Source organism: Streptomyces lincolnensis (assembly GCF_021173675.1).
GTDB classification, from domain to species: Bacteria; Actinomycetota; Actinomycetes; order Streptomycetales; family Streptomycetaceae; genus Streptomyces; species Streptomyces lincolnensis_B.
In genome coordinates this window covers 604,323-626,480 of record NZ_JAIHON010000004.1, presented here as the reverse complement: position 1 = coordinate 626,480, position 22,158 = coordinate 604,323, and the positions used below count along the sequence as shown (strand labels likewise).

The window sequence follows — 22,158 nt, the reverse complement described above, 5'->3', positions numbered from 1 at the left end:
CAGAAAGAGCCGCATGGACACGCCACCCCCCTCCCGCACCCGCCGCCGCACCCTCGCCGCCGGTCTCGCCGCGCTCACCCTCGGCGCGCTGTCCTGGGCGGCGCCGAGCACCGCGGCGCAGGACCGCACCGCGGCGCAGGACCGGCCGTCGCGCACGGCCCCCGGCGCCCGGGTCGTCACCGACTGGAGCCGCACCGCGGTGGACGTCGTCGCCGGTGACGCGAGGCGTCCCACGGCCGAACCCTTCCTCTGGTACGGCTTCGTCTCGGCCGCCGTCTACAACGCGGTGGTCGGCATCGAGGGCCGCTACACGCCGTACAAGTGGCACGCGCGCGGCCCGCACCACGCCTCCTCCGAGGCGGCGGCCGCGGCGGCCGCCCACCGGGTGCTGCTCACCTACTTCCCCGCGTCCCGGGCCCGGCTCGACGCGGCCCTCGCCGCCTCCCTGGACACGATCCCCGACGGGAAGGCCGAGGAGCGGGGTGTCCGGTTCGGGCACCGCGCCGCCGACCGGATCATCGAGCTGCGCGAGGACGACGGACGCGGCGCCGACGTGCCGTTCGCCCCGGAGCCGGCCCCGGGCGTCTGGCGTCCCGCCCCGCCCGGCCACAGCGCCGCGGTGAACCCGTGGCTGGGCAAGGTGCGGCCGATGACCTTCGACGCGCCGGACCGGTTCGTGCCGGGCCCGCCGCCCGCACTGGCCTCCAAGCGGTACGCCCGGGACCTGGCCGAGGTGAGGGCGGTCGGCGGGAAGGACAGCACCGAGCGGACACCGTGGCAGACCGAGACCGCCCGCTTCTTCTCCGATCCGCTGCCCCAGCAGTTCCAGCGCGCCTACGCCGACCACGTCACCCGGCACGGGCTCGACATCGTCGACGCGGCCCGGCTGTTCGCCGCCGCCAACACCGCTGCCGCCGACGCGACGATCACCACCTGGAACGCCAAGTTCCACTACGCCTACTGGCGTCCGATCCACGCGGTCCGGCTCGCCGACACCGACGGCAACCCCGCCACCGAGGCCGACCCCACCTGGGAACCGCTGCTGCGCACGCCCCCGTACCCGGAGTACATCGGCGGCCACTGCGCCAACGACGGCGCCGTCATGGCCGTACTCGACCGTCTCACCGGTGGCGAGATCGACCTCCGGCTCACCTCGGCCGTCACCGGCACCACCCGCGTGTACACCAGCTCCGCCGACTTCAACCGCGACGTGATCGACGCCCGTGTCTGGAGCGGCATCCACTTCCGCACCGCGGACGTGGTGGGCAACAGGGTCGGCGCGCGGATCGGCCACCGGACGATGGACCACTACTTCCGGCCGGCGGGGTGAACCACCCCGCTCACCCGCATCCGCATCCGCGGATCACACCCGCACCCAGGTGTTCCGGTCCCGGGCCATCGCGTGCAGCGCCTCCACGTCCGCCGGCTTCAGCACGCCGCCCGTGCGGGCCAGCCCCGCCACCTCCGCGTCCGTCAGCACCCGCGCCGCCCGCAACGGGGCGGTGACCGACACGTCCGCCGGTTCGACGAGCGCGAGCACGGGATGGACCTCGGCCGTCAGGGCGTAGGAGGCCCGGTCGGCGTCCGCGCGCACGCGCCGCAGCAGCGCGGTCGGCTCGCGCCGCCCCAGGGTGACCATCGGGTCGGCGACGGTGACCCGCTGCTTGCGGGCGTACACCGTGTGGACGGCGAACAGGCCGCCGGGGCCGATCGCCAGATGGTGGATGCGGTCGCCGCCGGGCAGCGGGACGGAGTGCAGGGTGTGCCAGCCGGCGCCGTCCAGCCGGTCCAGGGCGTCGCCCACCGTCTGTTCCGCGGCGAGGGCCCGGCGGCGCGGGTCGGGGCGCAGCCGGTGCGCGGGGCCCGGGTCCCGGTCCAGGGCGACCTGGAGCGCCTCGCCGGGGCGGTTGGGCGCCAGGTCGTCGTCCGGGTGGAGGGAGAGCCGGGCCAGTTCGGCGGGGGTGGGCACCGGGGGCGGGCCGATCGCCACCGGGCCGGTGAGGAAGGGCCCGAGGACGTCGAGCACATCCTCTCTGCGGTCCTCGCTGAGCAGGTTGACCCGGGCGGCCTCACGGTCGTACCAGGCGATGTTCCTGCCGTCCGTGAGGCAGACGTACAGCCGTTCCTGACCGTGGCGCCAGGTCGGCACGACGCGCAGTCCGCTCATGCACCATCACCCCTCGACCATGGGAACAGGCGGGGTGCTCCAGGGGCAAGAAGGCGGTTACCTTTGAAGAGGAGTCAGCCCGGGTACGTATGGAGTCGGTCGACGGGGGCTTGGGGAGGCGCCGTTGCGGACGCGCGGGAAAGAGACCGACGTACCGGCTCCGGACAGTCCGTGGAACGAGATCGTGCCCGGCCTGTGGATGGGCGGGCACGAGTTCGGCGGTCGGTCCGGACAGGTCGGGCCGGCGGTCGTGCGGGACGAGTTCGATCTCGTCCAGACGCTGTTGAGGCTGCCCGGGCACGGTCCCGATCCCGGGGTCGAGCACCATGTGTGGCCGATTCCCGACGGACCGCTGGACGGTACTCAGCTCGCCGGGGTGATACGGCTGGCGCAGGCCGCCTGTGACGCGCTGGACGAGGGCCGCAAGGTCCTCGTCCGCTGTTATCACGGCTACAACCGCTCGGGCCTGGTCGTCGCGCACGCCCTGATCCGCCAGGGGCGTTCCGCCGACGAGGCGATCCGGCTGATCCGCACCCGGCGCTCGCCGTGGGCGCTGCACAACGAGCTCTTCGTGGCGTATCTGAAGGCGGGGCTGCCGACGGCCCGGCTGCTTGAGGAACTCGCCGAGTAATCGTTTCTCCACAGGCGATTCCCTCTGGTGCGCACAAAGGACGCCCCCGCGAATAAAGTGGACGCGATCACCACCCGCCACCCAGCCCCTGAGAGCACCGTGCCCCGCACCCGTCTCCGCCTCGCCGTCACCGTCGCCCTGCTGCCGGTGGCCCTGACGGCCTGCGGGGACACCGGCGCGCTCCGCGGGGCGGGGCCGACCGCGACCGCGATCAGCCCGGACCGGCTGTGGCCGGATCTGACCCCCGCGTCCAGCCCCGCCTGGGACTACGACGACGGCGAGTCCGAGCTCATGAAGGGCATCAGGGCTCCGCGCGACGACATCCACAAGGTCGACCCGGTGGCCGTCGTCCGGGCGGAGATCTCCCAGCACCCCGACGCGTACACGGGCATCAAGGCGCCGTACCACGAGACGGCCCGGCGCATGGCCGACTGCGGCGAGGGCCCCGCGAAGGGCCGGTGTCCGGTGCTGCGGCCGTACTACCGCGATCTCACCGGTGACGGCCGCGACGACCTCACGCTGGGGTTCCGGCTGCTGCCCGGCAACCAAACGGCGGTCCGCGTCTACACCTTCGAGTCGGGCCGGCTGGTGCGGGTGATGTCCAACGACGACGCGGTGACCGGCGTCGAGCTGGCGGGGCGGTCCGTGATCATCCACTCGCCGTCGGACATCGCGAGCTACGAGTACCGCTTCCAGTGGACCTGGGACCCCGACCAGCGCGTCATGCTGCTCACCCACGACGAGATGCTGCGGGTCGACGGCAGGAAGGGCGGCAGACACCCCTCGGCGTCGCCGTCCGCCTCCGCGTCACCGGCCGCCTCGCCGTCCGTCTCCCCCTCGTCCTCCACCTCACCTTCCCCCTCGTCCTCCACCTCACCTTCCCCCTCGTCCTCGTCGAGCGGCCGATGAGACGGCCCGCGCTCCCCCGCTGGACGGGCGCGCTCGCCGTGAAGGCCGCCGTCTTCATCACGGTGATGTGCTGCGGCCTCGCGGCGCTGCTCGGCATCCTCGTGCACGTCTCGGTGACGAACCAGACCGTCGGCCAGGCGCGCGAACTCGCCCTGGCCCGGCTGAAGGACGCCACGTCGGCCTTCGAGGCCGGGGACTCGCTGACGTGGGACGCCGGGGTCGATCCCCCCGACCTGCCGGGGCCGCTGCGGGAGCTGGCCGCTGCCGGGGAGCACGGCACCATGGTCGGCGAGCGGCACGGCCGCGCCACGATGTGGGCGGCGGGCCCGGTCGACGGCGACCGGACGCTGGCCGTGGCGGTCGACTACTCGCAGGGCAAGCGCACCATCGACGCCCTCGACCGGGCGATCGTCTGGTCGTCGGCGCTGGCGATCGGGGTGACGCTGCTGGTGGGCGCGTTCGCCGTGACCCGGGTGACCCGGCGGCTGCACACCACCGCCCAGGTGGCGCGGCGGATCACCGCGGGCGACCTGGACGCGCGAGTCGGTGATCCCCGTACGAAGGACCCGAGCCGTCCCGAGGACGAGGTGGCCGCGGTCGCCGCCGCGCTGGACTCGATGGCCTCCTCGTTGCAGGGCAAGCTCCAGAGCGAGCAGCGGTTCACCGCCGACGTGGCCCACGAGTTGCGTACGCCGTTGACGGGGCTGCACGCGGCGGCCGAGCTGCTGCCGCCGGGGCGGCCGACCGAGCTGGTGCGGGACCGGGTGGCGGCGTTGCGGACGCTCACCGAGGACCTGCTGGAGATCTCCCGGCTGGACACCGGGCGGGAGCGGCAGGAGCTGGACACCGAGGAGTTGAGGGCGCTGGCCGCGCGGGTGGTGCGGGCGTCGGGGACGGACACGGAGGTCGTCGTCCTGCGGGACGCGCGGGTCGAGACGGATCGGCGGCGGCTGGAGCGGGTGCTGGGGAACCTGGTGGCCAACGCCCATCGGCACGGGGCGCCGCCGGTGGTGTTGACCGTGGACGGGCACGTGGTGACCGTGCGGGATCACGGCGAGGGGTACCCGGCGTACCTCGTGGAGCACGGGCCGCAGCGGTTCCGTACGGAGGGGGGTTCCAAGGGGCACGGGCTGGGGCTGACCATCGCGATGGGGCAGGCGGAGGTGCTGGGGGCGCGGCTGGTCCTCCGCAACGCGCGGGACGGCGGCGCGGTGGCCGAGCTGACATTGCCGTAAGAGCTGGGCGTTTCCGCTATCGCCTCTTCTCTGGCCTCTCCTATGGACCAGCGTGACGGGCGAGAGCCCGCCGTTACTCCTAATGTGGCGATTAGTCAGGTTTCGCCCATTCATGGAGGTACCCCCCATGCCCCTGCGTTCCCGTCTCGCGATAGCCGTCGCCGCCGGCGCTCTCACCGCCGCGGCCGCCGCCACTCCCGCCGTCGCGAGCGACGACTGGGACCCTCGTGGTGACTGGGGTCACCACCACCAGGACAAGCCGCGCCTGTACAAGGGCGTGGTGACCGCGAGCACGCTGGCGCTGCGCAGCGCGCCGAACCGCGGATCGCAGATCATCCGGTTCGCCAAGAAGGGCGAGATCGTCAAGATCTTCTGCAAGACCGGCGGCCAGACCATCGACGGCAACCCGCTGTGGTACCTGCTGACCGACGGCACCTGGGCCTGGGGTGCGGCCCGGTACATCGACAACATCGGGCCCGCGCCACGCTGGTGCTGAGGGCGGAGGAAGACAAGCCGCCCCATTTGGGTAAGTTCCGGACATGACCAAGGCCGGAACCACCGTACGGACAGCGGATCCGCCCACCCCCGCCGTACGTCTGCCCCGGCGCCGTGGCGTCGAGCTGGCCCTCATCGTGCTCGCCGTCCTGCTGTCGGTGTACGGCTATTGCGCGGTCGGCTTCGCCAGGAACGGCACCGTCCCGCCCGGCGCCGCGGGCTACGGCGCCGGGCTCGGCGTGCTCGCGCTGATGGCGCATCTGGCGGTGCGCTGGCGCGCCCCGTACGGCGATCCGCTGCTGCTCCCCATCGGCGTACTGCTCAACGGCCTGGGCCTGGTCCTGATCTACCGGCTCGACCTGGAGACACCGGGCGACCGGGCGGCGCCCACCCAACTCGTGTGGTCCACGCTCGGGGTGACCCTGTTCATCGTGGTCGTCCTGCTGCTGCGCGACCACCGGGTGCTCCAGCGCTACTCCTACGTCTGTGTCGTCGCCGCGCTGGTCCTGCTCACCCTGCCGATCTTCTTCCCGGCCGTGAACGGCGCCCGGATCTGGATCCGGATCGCCGGGTTCTCCATCCAGCCGGGCGAGTTCGCGAAGGTGCTCCTCGCGGTGTTCTTCGCCGCGTACCTGGCGGCCAACCGCAACGCGCTCGCGTACGCCGGCCGCCGGCTGTGGCGGCTCCAACTGCCCACGGGGCGGGTGCTCGGCCCGATCGTCTCCATCTGGCTGCTCAGCGTCGGCGTCCTGATCCTGGAACGCGACCTCGGCACCTCGCTGCTGTTCTTCGGCCTGTTCGTCGTCCTGCTCTACGTCGCCACCGGCCGCACCGGCTGGATCGCCGTCGGCCTGCTGCTGGCCTCGCTGGGCGCGGTCGCCGTCGGCTGGCTGGAGCCGCATGTGCACAGCAGGGTGGAGGACTGGCTGCACCCGTTCGCGTCGATCGAGGCGGGACAGGGACCCAACCAGCTCGCGCAGTCCCTGTTCGCCTTCGCGACGGGCGGTGTCCTCGGCACGGGTCTCGGTCTCGGCCACTCCGTCCTCATCGGCTTCGCCGTCAAGTCGGACTTCATCCTGGCGACGGCGGGCGAGGAACTGGGCCTGGCCGGTCTGTCGGCGATCTTCCTGCTCTACGGCCTGCTGGTGGAGCGCGGCTACCGGGCCGGGCTGTCGCTGCGCGACCCCTTCGGGCGGCTGCTCGCGGTGGGCCTCGCCTCGATCGTGGCGCTCCAGGTGTTCGTCATCGCGGGCGGGGTGACCGGCCTGATCCCCCTCACCGGCATGGCGATGCCCTTCCTCGCCCAGGGCGGCTCCTCCGTCGTCACCAACTGGGCGATCGTCGCCCTGCTGATCCGGATCAGCGACTCGGCCCGCGCCCAGTACGACGGCGAGGCGATCCCGTGACGCGGCACGAGGGAGAGGCGGCTCGCCGATGACCTGGTGCGACAGAGAGGGGTCGCCGATGACTCGATCCGACGGAGAGGCGGCTCACCGAGGGACTCGGTCCGACGGAGAGGCGCGTCACCGATGACACGGCACAAGGGAGAGGCGGCCGCCCGATGACCCGGTACATCCGCCACGCCGCCGTCTTCTGCGCCCTGCTCCTCGCGGCGCTCCTGGTCAACGCCACCCGCCTCCAGGTCGTCCAGTCCCGGACCTACGACGACAGCCCGGCCAACCGCCGTGCCACCATCGCCCGTTACGGCCAGCCGCGCGGGGACATCCTCGTCGGGGGCAGGCCGGTCACGGGCTCCCGGGACACCCGCGAGCAGCTCCGCTACGAACGGACGTACCGCGACGGGCCGTTGTACGCCCCGGTCACCGGCTTCGCCTCGCAGGAGTACGGCACGACCTTCCTGGAGCACGCGGAGGACGGCGTCCTGTCCGGCGCCGACCCGATGCTGTCGCCGCTCCCGCTCTGGAACGACTTCACCCGGTCCCGGAACCCGGGCGGCGACGTCGTGACCACCATCGACCCCGCCGCGCAGCGGGCCGCGTACCGGGGACTGGGCGGGCGCAAGGGCGCGGTGGCCGCGATCGAGCCGTCGACCGGGCGGATCCTGGCGCTGGTGTCGACGCCGTCGTACGACCCGGCGGTGCTGTCCGGGAACGACAGGGCGGCGGCCCGGTCCTGGGCCCGGCTGAACGGCGATGCGGACAAGCCGATGCTGAACCGGGCGGCGCGGCAGACGTATCCGCCGGGTTCGACCTTCAAGGTGGTCACCGCGGCGGCGGCGCTGGACGCGGGCGTGATCACCGACCTGGACGAGCCGACCGACTCCCCGGCGCCCTACCGGCTGCCCGGGACGACGACCACGCTGACGAACGAGTCCGACGGCTGCGCGGACCTGTCGTTGCGGGAGGCCTTCAAGTGGTCCTGCAACACGGTGTTCGCCAAGCTCGGCGTGGACGTGGGCGTCACGGACATGGCGACCACCGCGCAGGCCTTCGGCTTCAACGACCCGGCCCTGCGCATCCCCTTCTCGGTGGCGCGGAGCACCTTCGACACGACGATGGACAAGGCACAGCTGGCGCTGTCCTCGATCGGCCAGTACAACACGCGGGCCACGCCGTTGCAGATGGCGATGGTCTCGGCGGCTGTCGCCAACGGCGGGCAGGTGCGGGAGCCGTACCTGGTGGAGCGGACGACCCGTGCGGGCGGCACCACGGTGGCCACGGCCGGGTCGCGTCCCGTACGGCAGGCGATGCACCCGGCGACCGCCGTACGGCTGAAGGAGCTGATGACGGACGTGGTGCGCGAGGGCACCGGCGGCAACGCGGCCATCCCCGGCGCCACCGTCGGCGGCAAGACCGGCACCGCCCAGCACGGCATCCTCAACTCCGGGACGCCGTACGCCTGGTTCGTGTCCTGGGCGCAGGGCGGGAAGGACCTGGAGCCGAAGGTCGCGGTGGCGGTGGTGGTGGAGGACGCCTCGGCGTTCCGGCAGGACATCACCGGGGGCGGGGTGGCCGCGCCGATCGCCCGGTCGGTGATGGCGGCGGTGGTCAACTCCACCAAGTGAGACGGGGGTTGATGCCCGCCGACGGCCCGACCTAACGTTCGGTCCATGACTTCAGCCACCGCGTACGAACTGGCACAGGTGAACATCTCCCGACTCAAGTTCCCCCTGGACTCCCCCGAGTTGAAGGACTTCGTCGACGCCCTCGACCCCGTGAACGCCTCCGCGGAGGAGGCGGACGGCTATGTGTGGCGGCTCCAGTCGGACGGGGGTGACGCGACGGACATCAAGGTCTTCGGCGACGACTGGCTGATCATCAATCTGACCGTGTGGCGGGACACGAACGCCCTGACCGCGTTCATGTACCAGGGGCAGCACCGCGAGATGCTCGCCCGTCGCCGCGAGTGGTTCGAGCGCGTCCAGGAGGCGATGACCGCCCTGTGGTGGGTCCCGGCCGGCCACCGCCCCACGGTCGCCGAGGCGGAGTCCCGCCTGCTGCACCTGCGCGCGAACGGCCCGACGCCGTACGCCTTCACCCTGCGGACGTCCTTCCCGGCGGACGCCCAGGAGCCGGTGACGGGCGAGGTCCCGGAGGAACTGGGGTGCTCGGCCTGAGGGTCCTCGCGAGCGGTCTTCGTAGACCTGTCGTCAACAAGTCGCGCGAGAGGGATTGACGAGCTTGCTGACAGGCAGTCTCATAAGACGCGGACGATGTGACCCCGGGTAACGAGGTGAATCAGCCATGACGACCCTGACGGAAGCCGACGCGCTCGACGGGCTGCGGGACGCGCTGGGACTGCTCAAGGACCGCGAGCAGGTGGCCGAGCGGCTGCTCGCCTCTTCCGCCAAGCACTCCTTCGATCCGGACAAGGAGCTGGACTGGGACGCGCCCTTCGAGGAGGGCAAGTGGTTCTGGCCGCCGGAGCTGGTGTCGCTGTACGACACCCCGCTGTGGAAGCGGATGAGCGAGGAGCAGCGGATCCTGCTCTCCCGGCACGAGGCCGCCGCGCTCGCCTCGCTCGGCATCTGGTTCGAGATCATCCTGATGCAGCTGCTGGTCCGGCACATCTACGACAAGGCGGCGACGAGCGCGCACGTGCGGTACGCGCTCACCGAGATCGAGGACGAGTGCCGGCACTCGAAGATGTTCGCCCGGCTGATCTCCCGCGGCGACACCCCCTGGTACCCGGTGAGCAGGGCCCACCAGCACCTCGGCCGCCTGTTCAAGACCATCTCCACCACCCCGGGTTCCTTCACCGCCACCCTGCTCGGCGAGGAGGTCCTCGACTGGATGCAGCGGCTGACCTTCCCGGACGAGCGGGTCCAGCCGCTGGTCCGGGGCGTGACCCGTATCCACGTGGTGGAGGAGGCCCGGCACGTGCGGTACGCCCGCGAGGAGCTGCGCCGCCAGATGGTGACCGCCCCGAGGTGGTCCCAGGAGTTCACCCGGGTCACGTCCGGGGAGTTCGCCCGCGTCTTCTCCGTCGCCTTCGTGAACCCCGAGGTCTACACGAACGTAGGCCTCGACAAGCGGGAGGCCCTGGCCCAGGTGAAGGCCAGCGGCCACCGGCGGGAGGTCATGCAGACGGGGTCGAAGCGGCTGACGGACTTCCTGGACGACATCGGGGTGCTGCGGGGTGTGGGGCGCCGGCTGTGGAGGTCGTCGGGGCTGCTGGCCTGATGGTTGTCCGCAGGCCGGTGGGGGCCGGTCGCGCAGTTCCCCGCGCCCCTGAGGTGGGTGCGGTCACCGCACGCCCAGCCGTACCCACCCAGGGGCGCGGGGCTGTGTCGATGTGCGGCTCCGCCGCGTGGGCGCGACCAGCCACAACGGACCCTAGGACGGCCGACTACCCTTCGAGGCATGACGCCCGCCGCCCCCGCCTACCGCCGCCTCAGCGTCGAGGAGCGGCGAAGTCAGCTCCTCGACGCCGCCCTGACCCTCTTCGCGCACCGCGCGCCCGAAGAGGTCTCCCTGGACGACGTCGCGGAGGCGGCCGGCGTCTCACGGCCGCTGGTGTACCGGTACTTCCCCGGCGGCAAGCAGCAGTTGTACGAGGCCGCGCTGCGTTCCGCCGCCGAGGAGCTGGAGCAGTGCTTCGACGAACCCCGCGAGGGCCCGCTCCTGAGCCGTCTCGCCCGCGCCCTGGACCGGTACCTCACCTTCGTGGACGAGCACGACGCCGGGTTCAGCGCCCTGCTCCAGGGCGGCAGCGTCGTGGAGACCTCCCGTACGACGGCCACCGTGGACGGCGTACGACGGGCCGCCGCCGTGCACATCCTCAGCCACCTCGGGGTCACGGAGCCCGGCCCCCGGCTGCGGATGACCGTCCGCATGTGGATCACGGCGGTCGAGGCGGCCTCCCTGATCTGGCTGGACGAGGACAAGCAGCCGCCCGCGGACGAGCTGCGGGACTGGCTCGTCGACCAGTTCGTGGCGGTGCTGTCGGTGACGGCGCGGCGTGACCCGCAGACCGCGGCGCTGGTCGAGACGCTCGTCGTGGATGGCTGACACTGGTGCCGTGAAGAGCGACGACACCCCGTTCGAGGGCGGCCCCATGGACGGCCGCGTGCTGCCCGTCCTGCTGGGCCCCACCGGACACCCGCCGAAGATCTACCGCATCCCCGTCCCGGACGCGGCCGGCGGCCCGCCCACCGTCCTGGTCTACCGCCGCGTGCCCCGCGGGCACAGCAAGCGGCTCGGGATCCAGCAGGGCTGGAAGTACGTGTACGACCCCGAGGGCAGGGCGGACACCGGGCTCAAATGGCCCTGGTCCAAGCCGGACGGCGGGCCGAAGCCCGGACCCGGCGCCCGTCCCGACGCCACGCCGGGCGGCAAGCCGGACGACGCGGACGGGTGACGAGGTTGCGCCGAACCGCGCACACCCGGCGCGCGCGTGGCGAGCGCCCGCCTGATGCTCACGGTGCGGAGCGGAAGTGCTGCTCCGCACCGGAGGTGATGACGTGTCAGAAAGGCTTCTGCGGCGCCTGCGTACGACGGCCGTGGCGACCGCGGCCGCCATGGCGGCCGGAACCGTCCTCGTCCTCGCCCCACCCTCCGCGACCGCCGCACCGGACGACCCCGCGGCCCCCGGGCAACGCTCCGTCGCCGAGCTGCTGACGGACCTTCAGCGCCTGTACCGGGAGGCCGAGGAGGCCACCGAGACGTACAACGCCACCGAGGAACGGCTGCGGAGACAGCGCGCCGATACCGACCGGCTGGAGAGGGAACTCGCCCGCGCCCGCCTCTCCCTCCACGACAGCCGCGGCGCCGCCGGACGCCTGGCCCGCCAGCAGTACCAGAACAGCACCGACATCTCCCCGTACGTCCACCTCCTCCTGGCCCGCGACCCCCAGCACGCCCTCGACCAGGGCCACGTCATCGGCCGACTGGCCCGCGAACGCGCCGAGACGGTGGGCCGCCTGACCGGCACCGAGGAACGCACCGCCCACCTCACCCGCGCCGCCCGCAAGGCCCTCGACACCCAACTCACCCTCGCCGCCCGCCACAAGAAGAACCGCGACGACGTACACGAGAAACTCCAGGAGGTCGAGGAACTCCTCTCCTCCCTCACCGACGACCAGATCGACGCGGTGGCCGAACTGGAGCGCACCGGCGTCGACCGGGCCCAGCGGGACCTCGTGACGTCCGGCGCCCTCGCCGCCGACAACCGTGAGCCCACCCGTGAGGGCGACCGAGCGATCCGGTACGCCGTCCAGCAACTGGGAAAGCCGTACAAGTGGGGCGCCGAGGGCCCCGACTCCTACGACTGCTCGGGGCTGACCTCCGAAGCGTGGACCCAGGCGGGGAGGCCGATCCCCCGCACCAGCCAGGAACAATGGGCGAGGCTCCCGAGAATCCCCCTCCGTGACCTGCGCCCCGGCGACCTGGTCGTCTACTTCCCCGAGGCCACCCACGTGGCGATGTACCTGGGCGGAGGAAAGATCATCCAGGCCCCAAGACCGGGCGCGGAGATCACAGTGTCCCCGATCGCATCCAACCCGATCCTCGGAGCAGTACGTCCAGACGACCGACCTGAAGGGGCGCGGGGAACTGCGCGACCAGCCACACACGACCGTCAGCCGCCCCAGCACCGCACCCCGAACGGCGCCTAGGCCACGGACTCCAGATACGCCGCGGTCTTCTCCGGCTCGTAGAAGAAGTTCTCGAAGTCGGCCGGGTCGTCGAAGCCGTTGGCGAAGCGGTCGGCGGCGGGGGGCAGTTGGCCTGCCGCGCCGATCAGGTTGAGGACGTGCTCCGGTGGCGGGGCCAGCATGGTGTTGGTCCACTTGGTGACGTGCTGGGCGGTCTGCCAGTACCGCTCGAAGGTGGCTCGCATCCAGGTCTCGTCGAACTCCTCGTCCCCGTGGTCGAGGATCGAGGCGAGGTAGGACGCGGCGCACTTGGACGCGGAGTTGGAGCCCTGGCCGGTGATCGGGTCGTTGGCGACGACGACGTCGGCGACGCCGAGGACGTGTCCTCCGCCGGGGAGGCGGCCGACGGGGTTGCGGACGGTGGGGGCGTAGCGTCCGGCCAAGGTGCCGCCGGCGTCGGTCAGTTCGACCTTGGTGGCCCGCGCGTGTTCCCAGGGGACGTACCGCTCCATGAGTTCCAGGGTCAGGGAGAGGTGTTCCGCCGGGTCCTTGACGCCGTTGAAGACGTCGAGCGGGCCGCCGGGTATGCCCTCCCAGAAGAGGATGTCGGCGCGGCCGGAGGTGGTGAGGGTCGGCATGACGAACAGTTCGCCGACACCGGGGACGAGGTTGCAGCGGACGGCGTAGTGGTCGGGGTGCTCGGGGCGCGGGCCCAGTCCGTGGACGTAGGAGACGGCCAGCGCGCGCTGCGGCTCGCTGTAGGGGGACCGCTCCGGGTCGCGGGCGAACATGGACACCAGCTCGCCCTTGCCCGCGGACACCAGCACCAGGTCGTACGTACGGGAGAAGTAGTCGAGGTCGCCGACCGCCGCGCCGTGGATGACGAGCTGGCCGCCGCGCTGGGCGAAGGTCTCCATCCAGCCGGCCATCTTCACGCGCTGGTCGACCGACTGGGCGTAGCCGTCGAGCCGGCCCACCCAGTCGATGGCGCGGGCGGCCGGGCCCTCCGCCCAGGAGCCTGGGGCCGCCACCGAGACGCCGAGTCCTTCGATCTTCGGGGCCTGGGACTCCCAGAAGTTCAGCTGGAGATCGCGCTCGTGCTGGAGGGCGGTGTGGAACATGCACTGCGTCGACATCACCCGGCCGGAGCGGATCTCGTCCGCGGTCCGATTGGACATCAGGGTGACCTCGTACCCGTGCGACTGGAGGCCGAGGGCTATCTGGAGTCCGGACTGGCCGGCTCCGACGACGAGTATCTTCCGCATGCGGGTGCTGGCTCCTAGCTAGACGTCACTCAGGGGTCGTCACGCTCCGGTCGTCACTCTTCGGTTTCGTCGAGCGCGTGACCGACGAGCGCCAACAGGGTCTCGATGGCCGAGATCCGTCGGCGCGCGTCCATGATCATGACAGGTATGTGCTGTGGGACGGTCAGGGCCTCGCGCACGTCGTCCGGCTCGAACAGCTCGCTGCCGTCGAAGTGGTTGACCGCGACGACGTACGGCACTCCGCAGCTCTCGAAGTAGTCCAGCGCCGGGAAGCAGTCCTTGAGCCGTCGGGTGTCGGCCAGCACGACCGCGCCGATCGCGCCGCGCACCAGGTCGTCCCACATGAACCAGAACCGCTCCTGCCCCGGCGTACCGAAGAGGTACAGCACGAGGTCCTCGTCGAGCGTGAGCCGGCCGAAGTCCATGGCCACGGTGGTGGTGGTCTTGGCGGGCGTGGCCGTGAGGTCGTCGTGCTCCTCGCTCGCCTCGGTCATCAGCGCCTCGGTCTGCAGGGGCGTGATCTCCGAGACGGTGGTGACCAGGGTGGTCTTGCCGACCCCGAAACCGCCCGCCACCACGATCTTGGTGGCGACGGGCGCACGGGTGCGGTCCGTCTGCCAGGCCTTCAGGTCCTCCTCGGCCTCGACGAACGGGTAGACGACGCTACGAGCGGCGTCAGAGACGACGGAGTCCACTGAGCACCCTTTCCAGCAGAGCGCGGTCCGGCCGCCCCGTGCCGTGACCGGTTCCTGTTCCGTACACGCGGATCCTGCCCTGGTCCGCGAGGTCGCTGAGGAGCACCCGGACCACACCGAGCGGCATCCTCAGCAGCGCGGCGATCTCCGCGACCGTACGCATCCGGCGGCAGATCTCGACGATGGCCTGCATCTCCGGCATCACCCGGGAGTTGAGGGAACCGTTCGCCAACTCCTTGCGCTCCTCGGGCGCTTCGAGCGCGGCGACGAACGTCTCCACGAGCAGGACGTGCCCGAAACGGGTACGGCCGCCGGTGAGCGAGTAGGGCCGCACCCGGGCCGGTTTGCGGTCGGCGCCGCGCACGGGGAGCCGGTTCGGCGCACCGCCCGACGCGCTCGGCGTTCCGGTCATCGGGTGCTCCCCGACTCGTTCTCCAGCGACTGCCGCAGCTCACTGCGGAGTTCGGGCGTCAGGACGTGTCCGGCACGGCCCACGAACAGGGCCATGTGGTACGCCACCACGCTCATGTCGCAGTCGGCGGAGCCGTGCACGCCGAGCAGCGAGCCGTCGCTGATCGCCATCACGAACAGGCTGCCGTCCTCCATGGCGACCATGGTGTGCTTCACCGGGCCGAAGTCCATCAGCTTGGCGGTGCCTGCGGTGAGGCTGCCGATGCCGGAGACGATGGTGGCGAGGTCGGCGGCGGAGCCGCGTGGCCCCTTGGTCCTGCTGTCCTGGCTCTCGCGGGCCTCGGCGTTGCGCTCCGCGTCGGAGGAGAGCAGGAGCAGTCCGTCGGAGGAGACGACGGCCACCGACTGGATGCCCGGCACCTCCTCGACGAGATTGGTGAGCAGGAAGTGAAGATTGCGGGCCTCACGGCTCAGTCCGAAGGTACTGGGCGCGGTCAACTGCTTGCCTCCTCGACTGTGCCCCCCGTGGCTGCTTCGGATGGTGCGGGTGCTGCGGGTTCTCCGGCGGGTGCCTTGTGCTCGCCGGTCCGTTCAGCGATCTCCGCCTCCACCTCGCGATAGCCGGCCTCCGCCCCCCGACGGAAGCCGCCCAGGCGGCGGCGGAGTGCTTCCGCGTCGACGTTGCCGCTGCGCTGGCGCGGGGCGGACGCGGGTGCGGTGATCTTGGGAGTGCGCTTCGGGAGGCCCTTGTCGGTGACGAGGTCCTCCGGGGCGTCGGGGGTGCGGTGGTGCTCCGTCTCGGCTTCGCCTTCGACGGTTTGGTTCCCACCCGCGTCACCCGTGCCGCTGTCGTCGTCGGGTGCGGGTGGCCCCTGTGGGGCGTCCTCGCCGTCGGCGGCCTCGGGTACGGGGGCCAGGAGTTCCATCGTCGTCTCGGCCGGTGTCTCCGGCCGCTCCGCCTCCTCCCGTCGTACGGCCTTCTCCGCGAGCTCGACCAAGGGGTCGCCGTCGGCCGAACGGCCGCTCAGGACGTTGGAGTTGACCTCGGCGTCGGCGCCCGGGAAGGAGAAGCCGTGGGTGCCGCCGGGGCCGGAGGACGCGGTGGGGACGGCGGAGGGCGGCGCGGCGGCCAGGAGCCCCTTGGGGAGGACGACGACGGCGGCGATACCGCCCTGCTTCTGCTCGCGCAGCTGCACGCGCACCCCGAGCCGATGGGCCAGCCGGGCCACCACGTACAGACCGAGGCCGAGCCCTTCCTCGCCGTCCCGGGCGTTCTTGCGGCCCCTGCCGCTCTTGCCCTTGCCGTTAGCGCCGTCGCCGCCGTTGCCCTCGCCGCCGTTGCCGTAGGCCTCGTACGGGGCCTCCGGGTCGAAGCCGGTGAGGCGGGCGTTGAGCTCGTCCAGCCGGTCGGGCGTCATGCCGATGCCCTCGTCCTGGACGGAGAGCATCACCTCGCCGCTCTCCAGGAGCCAGCCGGAGACCTCGACGGGCAGGTCGGGCGGGGAGAACGAGGTGGCGTTCTCCATGAGCTCGGCGAGCAGGTGGGAGAGGTCGTCGGCGGCGAAGCCGGCCACGTGGGCGTGCGGCGGCAGCGCGGCGATGCGCACCCGGTCGTAGCGCTCGATCTCGCTGACCGCGGCGCGCACCACGTCGACCAGCGGGACGGGTCCCGCGCTCTGCTGGACGTGATCGGTGCCGGCGAGGACGAGGAGGTTCTCGCTGTGCCGGCGCATGACGGTGGCCAGGTGGTCGAGCTTGAAGAGGGTGGCGAGCCGCTCCGGGTCCTGCTCGCGCTCCTCCAGGCCCTCGATGACGGCGAGTTGCCGCTCGACGAGGCCGAGGGTGCGCAGCGCGAGGTTGACGAAGGTGGCGGAGATGCTGGTGCGCAGCTTCTCCAACTGGGCGGCGGACTCGGCGAGTTCGGCCTTGAGCTGCTCGCGGGCATCCGCCATCTTCTGCCGCTGGCCGACCAGGTGCTTGCGGTCGGCCTCCAGCGTGGTGACGCGCTCGGCGAGGGCGGCGGCGTGCGCGTGCAGGGCGTTGACGGAGCGGACGACCTGGGCGAACTCGTCGTTGCGGCCGGTGAAGGTGACGGGTCCCTCGGCGCCGGGGTCCTCCGCGCCGGCCAGCCGGGCCGAGCCGCGGCGCAGCACGGACAGCGGCTGGGTGAGGGTGCGGGCCATGGCGGTGGCGATGCCGACGGCGAGCAGCATGAGGGCGCCGAGGACGGCGAAACGGATCTCCAGCGCGGTGACGTCGTCGTCGCGCAGCTGGGCGAGTTCCTTGACCCGGCGGTCGTACAGGGCGGCCTCGGCGCCCCGCATGGCGTCGATCCGGGCGGAGAGCGCCTCGTCGAGCTTGCCGGTGCCGGTGCCGAGTTCGCCGTCGCTCAGGGTCGGCTGGTCGGTGAGGGAGGCGAGGTACTTCTCGGCGGAGTTGACCTCGGGGCCGGTGACCGTGGAGTCGTACGACGTGACGGCGGCCTTGGGCGCGGAGTCCCGGAAGTCGGCGAGGGCGGCGTCGGAGCGCAGCCGGGCCTGCTGGGCGGCGGCGCTGAGCGCGTCGCGCTGCTTGGTGTCGGCCTCCGAGGAGACGACCTCGGTGGTCGCCAGGCCGGTGACCGGGCTGATCACGGTCTGGGTCGTCGCCGGCACGTTGAGCGCGGCGAGCAGGAGCCCGCGGGCCGCGGCGGCCTGCTGGACGGCGGAGTCCAGATCGGCGAGGGCGTAGGTGCCGTCGCTCGCGCGCGGCGGCATCCGTTCGGCCAGTTGCCCGGCGAGCTTGTGCAGACCGGTGACGGCGGCGGAGTAGGCCTGGTGGGCCTCCAGCGCGGTGCTCTGGCCGGTGAGCGCGGCCCGGCGCAGCGCGGCGATGTCGTCCAGCTCGCCGCGCAGGGAGGCGGGCGCGTCGGTGTCGGCCTGGAGTTCCTCGACCTGCCGGTCGACGCGGGCGCCGCGCTCCTCGGAGGGCGCCTTGGACTTGGGCCGCCCGGCCGCGATGTACGAGGTGACCTCGTCGCGTTCGTCGGCGAGCGAGTGGGCGAGGGCGAGGGCGTCCTGGGTCCGCTCGGCCAGGGTCACCAGGTCCTGGGCGTCGTGCAGGTCCCCGGAGGCGGTGACGAGGGAGGGGGCGCCGGCTCCGGCGATGGCCGCGGCCACCACGGTGACGGCGAGAATCAGCCGGGTGCGTACATGGGTGGGCCGACCCCTGCCCACGGGGACGTCGGCGGTGCCGGGTGCCTGCTCCACCCCTGGGCCGGAGGCCGCCTGCTTGCCCGTACGACGAGGCCGCGTCTTCTGCACCGGTGCTCGCATTCCTGACTCGTGAATACTCATGGCCCGGATGACGCCCCATCACCCCATCTTTCGGGGCCAACTGGTGCATACACCCGGTGCGTTCCCGACCCTCCCAGTGCCGGTGGGCGGCGGTCGCGCATCACCAGACCCGCCACCCGAAGGAGTGAACATCGGACGGGAGTTGGCGGGCAAGTTCCTCTGGCCCGTGCACCAACCTTGCGCGGCGGGCCGGTTGGACGTCGGCGGCGGGCGGTGGCAGTATTCGCCGCCACGCCTTCCCGGAGCCAACGATTCCACCTCAAACCCGGCGTCTGACCTGCGCGGGTGGATCGGATCCGCGACGGATGCCAGCCTTTCGAGGTGCTTGTGAAGGGCTCGTGCAGACTGGCCGGATGCGTACGGAACTTGTTTCGGAGCCCGGCGAGCGGCTCCGCCCCAACGAGGACTTCGCGAGCGTCGCTCTTCCGGCCTCCGGACTGGGCGGGGCGCTCGTCGTCCTGGACGGAGTGACACCTCCGAGGGGTGAGACCGGGTGTCTGCATTCGGTCCCCTGGTTCACGGCCCGGCTCGGCGGCGCCCTGACCGAACTTTCCGTTTCCTCCCGGGACATCCCTCTTCCGGAGATCCTCTCACGGGCGATTCTTCGAACAGCCGAGGCCCATCAACCCTCTTGTGACCTTTCTCACCCACGCACCCCACAGGCCACAGCGATCTTGGCCCGCTGGTCCGCAGAGGCCGTCGAGTACCTGGTCCTCTCGGACTCCGCGCTGCTGGTGGAGTCGCCGGACGGCACGATCACCGCCCACCTCGACGACCGCCTGGCCCGCCTGCCCCGCTCGGCCCTCGCCACCGACGCCCTGATCGACTCCACCCTCCGCAACAAGGAGGGCGGCTTCTTCACGGCGGCGGCCGACCCGACCGTCGCCGCCCGCGCGGTGACGGGCCGCATCCCCCGCTCCGAGGTCCGCGCCCTCACCGCCCTCACCGACGGCGCCACCCGCTGGGTGGAGAAGTTCCACGAGGGCGACTGGCGGGACTGCTTCACCTACGTACGCAAGGAGGGCGCCCAGGCCCTCGTGGACCGCGTACGGGAGCTGGAGCGGGCGGACGAGTCCTCGCGCACGTATCTCGGCCGCAGCAAGCTGCACGACGACGCGACGGTCGTACACGTGGAGTTCTGACGTGACGACCTCGGGTCCCTGTTTCCGGAATCACCCTGGGGTGCCACTCCCCGGAAACCCTGGGGAATCCCCTGAGGCGCGCCAAACGGCGGGAATCTACCGTGGAGCACTCAAAAGGGCGTTTTCCGGGGCCGGTTGATCCCGGGAGGCGCTCCACGGGGGAAGGAGATCCGGACATGCCCGGAGACCGCGAACGGCCCGTGCTCATGTTCCGGCACCTGTTCGTCACGGCCGTACTGCTGCTTCTCGTGAGCCTCACCGCGTGCTCCTCGGGCGGCGATCCCCCGGAGTGGAAACCCCCCTCCGTGACCGCCACTCCCGACGACCCGCTCCCGCCGTCCCCGACCACGGACACGGACACGGACGCGGACACGACCACGGACACGGACGCCGTGGAGGACACCGCGCTCCCGCCGGAACTCGTGGGCGCGTGGGAGAGCAACGAGGGCACGGGGACCATCGCCTACCGCTTCATGGCCGACGGCCGGTATCTGTACGCCGGCATCCTCGCCACCCCGACGCCCGACGGCGTCGTACAGATCACCCTCGCCGCGGAGGGCACCGCGGCCACCGACGGGGACACCCTGCTGCTGGAACCCACCCGGTACACGATCTCCCGGGAGGATCCCGGCGACCCGGCGGGCGACTACACCGACAGGCCCGGGGATCTCACCCCTGAACAGCACACCTGGGAGCTGCCGGCCGCCGACGTCCTGGCCCTCACGAGCGAGGACGGCGTACGGGTCACCCTGCGGCGCCCGGCGCCATGAGCGGCGGACACCCGCGGAGGCTGAGCGTACGCATCCGGGTCCAGATCGCGCTGATCTGCGTCGCCGCCCTGGCCACCCTGCTCGCCACCCTCCTGTTCAGCGAGGCGTCGGGGACCTACCAGGAGGCCGTACGGCAGGACGTCCGGCGCCAGGGCGCGGTCCTGGAGGACATCCGCTTCGTCTACGGCGACGAGGCCCCGCTCGCCTTCGAGGTGGCCGTGGCCCAGGCGCGGGCCGACGCGCTCGGGCCGCTGCGGGGCGACGGCAGGCTCGCGGCGTCCGAGTACCGGCTCGCCGCGCAGACCGCCTTCGGCCTGCGTACGGCCGAGGGCGCCTCCCCCGTCCTGGCCACCGACCGCTACCGCCACCAGAGCCTGGGCTACGACCTGCCCCGCCGCCTGTCCGACGTACAGCGCCGCTCGCCCGAGCTGTACGCCCTCGACCCGGACGCGACCCTGCGCTCCGGAGACCGCCGGGCGGCCTGGGGACTGGCCGCGGCGGGGGTCGCGGGCGCGGCCGTACTCGTCGCGGTCCTGGCGGCGGTCGTCCTCCGCCCGCGCAGGTGGCGCGGGACGACGTCCGCGCCCCCGGGCCGACGCGTACTGCGCTCGCTGGAACTGCTGCCGCAGCCGGCCACGGCGTCCGCCCACCGCGGCACGGTGACGCTCCACCTCGCCGCCGCCGCGCTCCTGCTGCTCCTGCCGCTCGGGCAGATCGTCGCGGCGGGCGGCGAGCAGCGGGCCCAGGCGGAGGCGGCGCGGAAGGCGGTCCGGGCCACCACGTCGATCGCGGCGGGCGGACAGCGGAGCGCCTTCCTCCTGACGGCCCAGGAGGAGGCCACCCTCGGCCATCTCCGCGCGACCGCCCGCGAACTGGCCACGCTCGACACCGGGACCGGCTTCGAGGACGCCCGGCACGAACGGGCGGTGGCCGTGACCGAGAGCGGGATCGCGGCGCACGTCGAGGAGATCGCCGCGTACATGGGACGGCTCCCCGGCGCCGAGGACGACGTCGACGCGGCGGCGGTGGCCGCGCTGCGCGCCGCCCCCGACGACCTGAACGACCTCGTGGACGAGAACCTGCGGCAGGTGGACCTCGCCGAACGGGCGAGCACCCGCGGAACCTTCCTGTCCGGCGCGACCGCGGCCGCCGTGGTGACCGAGCTGCTGGCGGGCGTGGCGGTGGCGGCACTGGCCGTGGGCGCCGGCGTCGGCCGCCGCTGGGTGCTGTGGACCGCGGCCGGTGCGACGGTGTCGGCGGCACTGGTGTGCGCGGCGCTCCTGTGACCCGGCGCGCACCCCACTCGTCCGGGGCGGCTACTTCTCCATGCCCCGGTTCAACTGCTGGAGCAGCCGGGCCAGTTCCGCGACCTCCCGGCGGTCCCAGTGGGCGAGCTGGCTCACATACCGGCCTCGGCGGGCCTCGCGGACCTTGCCGACGCGTTGGCGGCCCTCGTCGGTGAGATGGACCAGCCAGGCGCGGCCGTCGGCGGGGTCGGGTTCGCGGGCGACCAGGCCGAGGGACTCCAGGGCGCGCAGCTGACGGGACATGGTGGCTTTCCCGACGCCGATGTAGGCGGCGAGCTCGGTGGCACGCTGGCGTCCGCACTCGTCGAGGCGGACGAGCAGACCGTAGGCCGCCGACTCCAGGTCGGGATGGACCTCACGGGCCATCTCGCCCTGGCTGGCCCGCGCACGGCGCAACAGAACCGTCAACTCCCGCTCCAGGGACAGATACTCCTGATCCGCACCACTGGCCGACGCTCCACCCTCGGCCCGGCGTCCCCCGCCGTTTCCGTCTTCGCGCACGTCAGTCCCTGCCTCGGTTTTCCCGGCTCTGAAAGTTTCCGCCGACCATCGACGTAGCCGCAGCTCCGCCAGTATTTCGCAGGGCTAGACCAACGGCAGCCTCCGGCCCCTCTTCCACCGGCCCCACTCCGTCCGTAGCTTCACCCTCAGACACCCGACTGGCATGCACACGCCATCACGCACGGCATCACCGCACACGTTCCCCCACCGAGCACCACCGAGCATCACCGAGCCTTCGGAG

The 22,158-nt window shown here is 72.2% G+C and carries 22 protein-coding genes; 15 read left to right on the top strand and 7 right to left on the bottom strand.

All coding sequences use genetic code 11. The annotated features are described in order from the left end of the window. Window positions 1-13: 13 nt before the first annotated feature. Window positions 14-1,330 carry a vanadium-dependent haloperoxidase gene (locus K4B79_RS13690; RefSeq protein ID WP_232026796.1) on the top strand — a complete coding sequence of 439 codons (1,317 nt, stop codon included), beginning with the start codon at window positions 14-16 and terminating at the stop codon, window positions 1,328-1,330. A gap of 33 nt (window positions 1,331-1,363) precedes the next feature. Here K4B79_RS13690 and K4B79_RS13685 read toward each other — a convergent pair whose 3' ends face one another. Beyond that, window positions 1,364-2,167 (bottom strand): nuclease-related domain-containing protein, encoded by an 804-nt coding sequence (locus tag K4B79_RS13685; RefSeq protein ID WP_232026795.1) that lies wholly within the window; start codon window positions 2,165-2,167, stop codon window positions 1,364-1,366. Window positions 2,168-2,291: 124 nt separating this feature from the next. Here K4B79_RS13685 and K4B79_RS13680 point away from each other — a divergent pair, with 124 nt between their 5' ends. From K4B79_RS13680 to K4B79_RS13630, 11 genes are all read left to right on the top strand, one after another. Further along, the gene (locus K4B79_RS13680; protein ID WP_232026794.1) at window positions 2,292-2,798 is read left to right on the top strand and encodes a protein-tyrosine phosphatase family protein; all 507 of its coding nucleotides are present in this window, start codon (window positions 2,292-2,294) and stop codon (window positions 2,796-2,798) included. Between the two features lie 99 nt (window positions 2,799-2,897). Further along, complete coding sequence (locus K4B79_RS13675) at window positions 2,898-3,707, top strand: hypothetical protein (RefSeq protein ID WP_232026793.1); 810 nt, start codon at window positions 2,898-2,900, stop codon at window positions 3,705-3,707. Next, window positions 3,704-4,942 (top strand): sensor histidine kinase, encoded by a 1,239-nt coding sequence (locus K4B79_RS13670; protein ID WP_232026792.1) that lies wholly within the window; start codon window positions 3,704-3,706, stop codon window positions 4,940-4,942. The genes K4B79_RS13675 and K4B79_RS13670 overlap by 4 nt, the downstream gene beginning before the upstream one ends. Window positions 4,943-5,069: 127 nt before the next feature. Continuing rightward, entirely contained in the window at window positions 5,070-5,438 is a 369-nt protein-coding gene (locus tag K4B79_RS13665) for an SH3 domain-containing protein (protein WP_232026791.1), read from the top strand. Between the two features lie 43 nt (window positions 5,439-5,481). Then, window positions 5,482-6,843, top strand: coding sequence for an FtsW/RodA/SpoVE family cell cycle protein (locus K4B79_RS13660; protein WP_232026790.1), 1,362 nt, complete (start codon window positions 5,482-5,484; stop codon window positions 6,841-6,843). 155 nt (window positions 6,844-6,998) lie between these two features. Continuing rightward, window positions 6,999-8,462 carry a penicillin-binding transpeptidase domain-containing protein gene (locus tag K4B79_RS13655; protein ID WP_232026789.1) on the top strand — a complete coding sequence of 488 codons (1,464 nt, stop codon included), beginning with the start codon at window positions 6,999-7,001 and terminating at the stop codon, window positions 8,460-8,462. A gap of 45 nt (window positions 8,463-8,507) precedes the next feature. Further along, window positions 8,508-9,014 carry a DUF3291 domain-containing protein gene (locus K4B79_RS13650; protein WP_232026788.1) on the top strand — a complete coding sequence of 169 codons (507 nt, stop codon included), beginning with the start codon at window positions 8,508-8,510 and terminating at the stop codon, window positions 9,012-9,014. Between the two features lie 127 nt (window positions 9,015-9,141). Continuing rightward, window positions 9,142-10,080 (top strand): AurF N-oxygenase family protein, encoded by a 939-nt coding sequence (locus tag K4B79_RS13645; protein WP_232026787.1) that lies wholly within the window; start codon window positions 9,142-9,144, stop codon window positions 10,078-10,080. Between the two features lie 180 nt (window positions 10,081-10,260). Further along, window positions 10,261-10,908, top strand: a complete 648-nt coding sequence (locus K4B79_RS13640; RefSeq protein ID WP_232026786.1) for a TetR/AcrR family transcriptional regulator — start codon at window positions 10,261-10,263, stop codon at window positions 10,906-10,908. After that, window positions 10,901-11,257, top strand: a complete 357-nt coding sequence (locus tag K4B79_RS13635) for a hypothetical protein (RefSeq protein ID WP_232026785.1) — start codon at window positions 10,901-10,903, stop codon at window positions 11,255-11,257. Before K4B79_RS13640 ends, K4B79_RS13635 begins: the two co-directional genes overlap by 8 nt. A gap of 160 nt (window positions 11,258-11,417) precedes the next feature. Further along, the gene (locus K4B79_RS13630; protein ID WP_232026939.1) at window positions 11,418-12,512 is read left to right on the top strand and encodes a C40 family peptidase; all 1,095 of its coding nucleotides are present in this window, start codon (window positions 11,418-11,420) and stop codon (window positions 12,510-12,512) included. Here K4B79_RS13630 and K4B79_RS13625 read toward each other — a convergent pair. The 5 genes from K4B79_RS13625 to K4B79_RS13605 are packed head-to-tail and all read right to left on the bottom strand — an operon-like array spanning window position 12,509 to window position 18,164. After that, a complete protein-coding gene (locus K4B79_RS13625) occupies window positions 12,509-13,756 on the bottom strand; it encodes a styrene monooxygenase/indole monooxygenase family protein (protein ID WP_232026784.1) in 1,248 nt (415 codons plus the stop codon). The two genes, K4B79_RS13630 and K4B79_RS13625, sit on opposite strands and share 4 nt — an antisense overlap. A gap of 53 nt (window positions 13,757-13,809) precedes the next feature. Further along, window positions 13,810-14,451, bottom strand: coding sequence for a GTP-binding protein (locus K4B79_RS13620; RefSeq protein WP_232026783.1), 642 nt, complete (start codon window positions 14,449-14,451; stop codon window positions 13,810-13,812). Further along, complete coding sequence (locus K4B79_RS13615) at window positions 14,432-14,863, bottom strand: DUF742 domain-containing protein (RefSeq protein ID WP_232026782.1); 432 nt, start codon at window positions 14,861-14,863, stop codon at window positions 14,432-14,434. The genes K4B79_RS13620 and K4B79_RS13615 overlap by 20 nt, the downstream gene beginning before the upstream one ends. Further along, window positions 14,860-15,360, bottom strand: coding sequence for a roadblock/LC7 domain-containing protein (locus K4B79_RS13610; protein ID WP_232026781.1), 501 nt, complete (start codon window positions 15,358-15,360; stop codon window positions 14,860-14,862). Before K4B79_RS13610 ends, K4B79_RS13615 begins: the two co-directional genes overlap by 4 nt. Then, on the bottom strand, window positions 15,357-18,164 hold the full coding sequence (locus K4B79_RS13605) for a nitrate- and nitrite sensing domain-containing protein (protein WP_232026780.1): 2,808 nt from the start codon (window positions 18,162-18,164) through the stop codon (window positions 15,357-15,359). Before K4B79_RS13605 ends, K4B79_RS13610 begins: the two co-directional genes overlap by 4 nt. A 386-nt stretch (window positions 18,165-18,550) precedes the next feature. Here K4B79_RS13605 and K4B79_RS13600 point away from each other — a divergent pair, with 386 nt between their 5' ends. From K4B79_RS13600 to K4B79_RS13590, 3 genes are all read left to right on the top strand, one after another. Continuing rightward, on the top strand, window positions 18,551-19,339 hold the full coding sequence (locus tag K4B79_RS13600) for a protein phosphatase 2C domain-containing protein (protein ID WP_232026779.1): 789 nt from the start codon (window positions 18,551-18,553) through the stop codon (window positions 19,337-19,339). 176 nt (window positions 19,340-19,515) lie between these two features. Beyond that, entirely contained in the window at window positions 19,516-20,109 is a 594-nt protein-coding gene (locus K4B79_RS13595) for a hypothetical protein (RefSeq protein WP_232026778.1), read from the top strand. Beyond that, a complete protein-coding gene (locus tag K4B79_RS13590) occupies window positions 20,106-21,395 on the top strand; it encodes a hypothetical protein (RefSeq protein ID WP_232026777.1) in 1,290 nt (429 codons plus the stop codon). Before K4B79_RS13595 ends, K4B79_RS13590 begins: the two co-directional genes overlap by 4 nt. A 30-nt stretch (window positions 21,396-21,425) precedes the next feature. Here the strand turns inward: K4B79_RS13590 and K4B79_RS13585 are convergent, their stop codons facing one another. Beyond that, complete coding sequence (locus tag K4B79_RS13585) at window positions 21,426-21,917, bottom strand: MarR family winged helix-turn-helix transcriptional regulator (protein WP_232026776.1); 492 nt, start codon at window positions 21,915-21,917, stop codon at window positions 21,426-21,428. Between the last annotated feature and the right edge of the window lie 241 nt (window positions 21,918-22,158).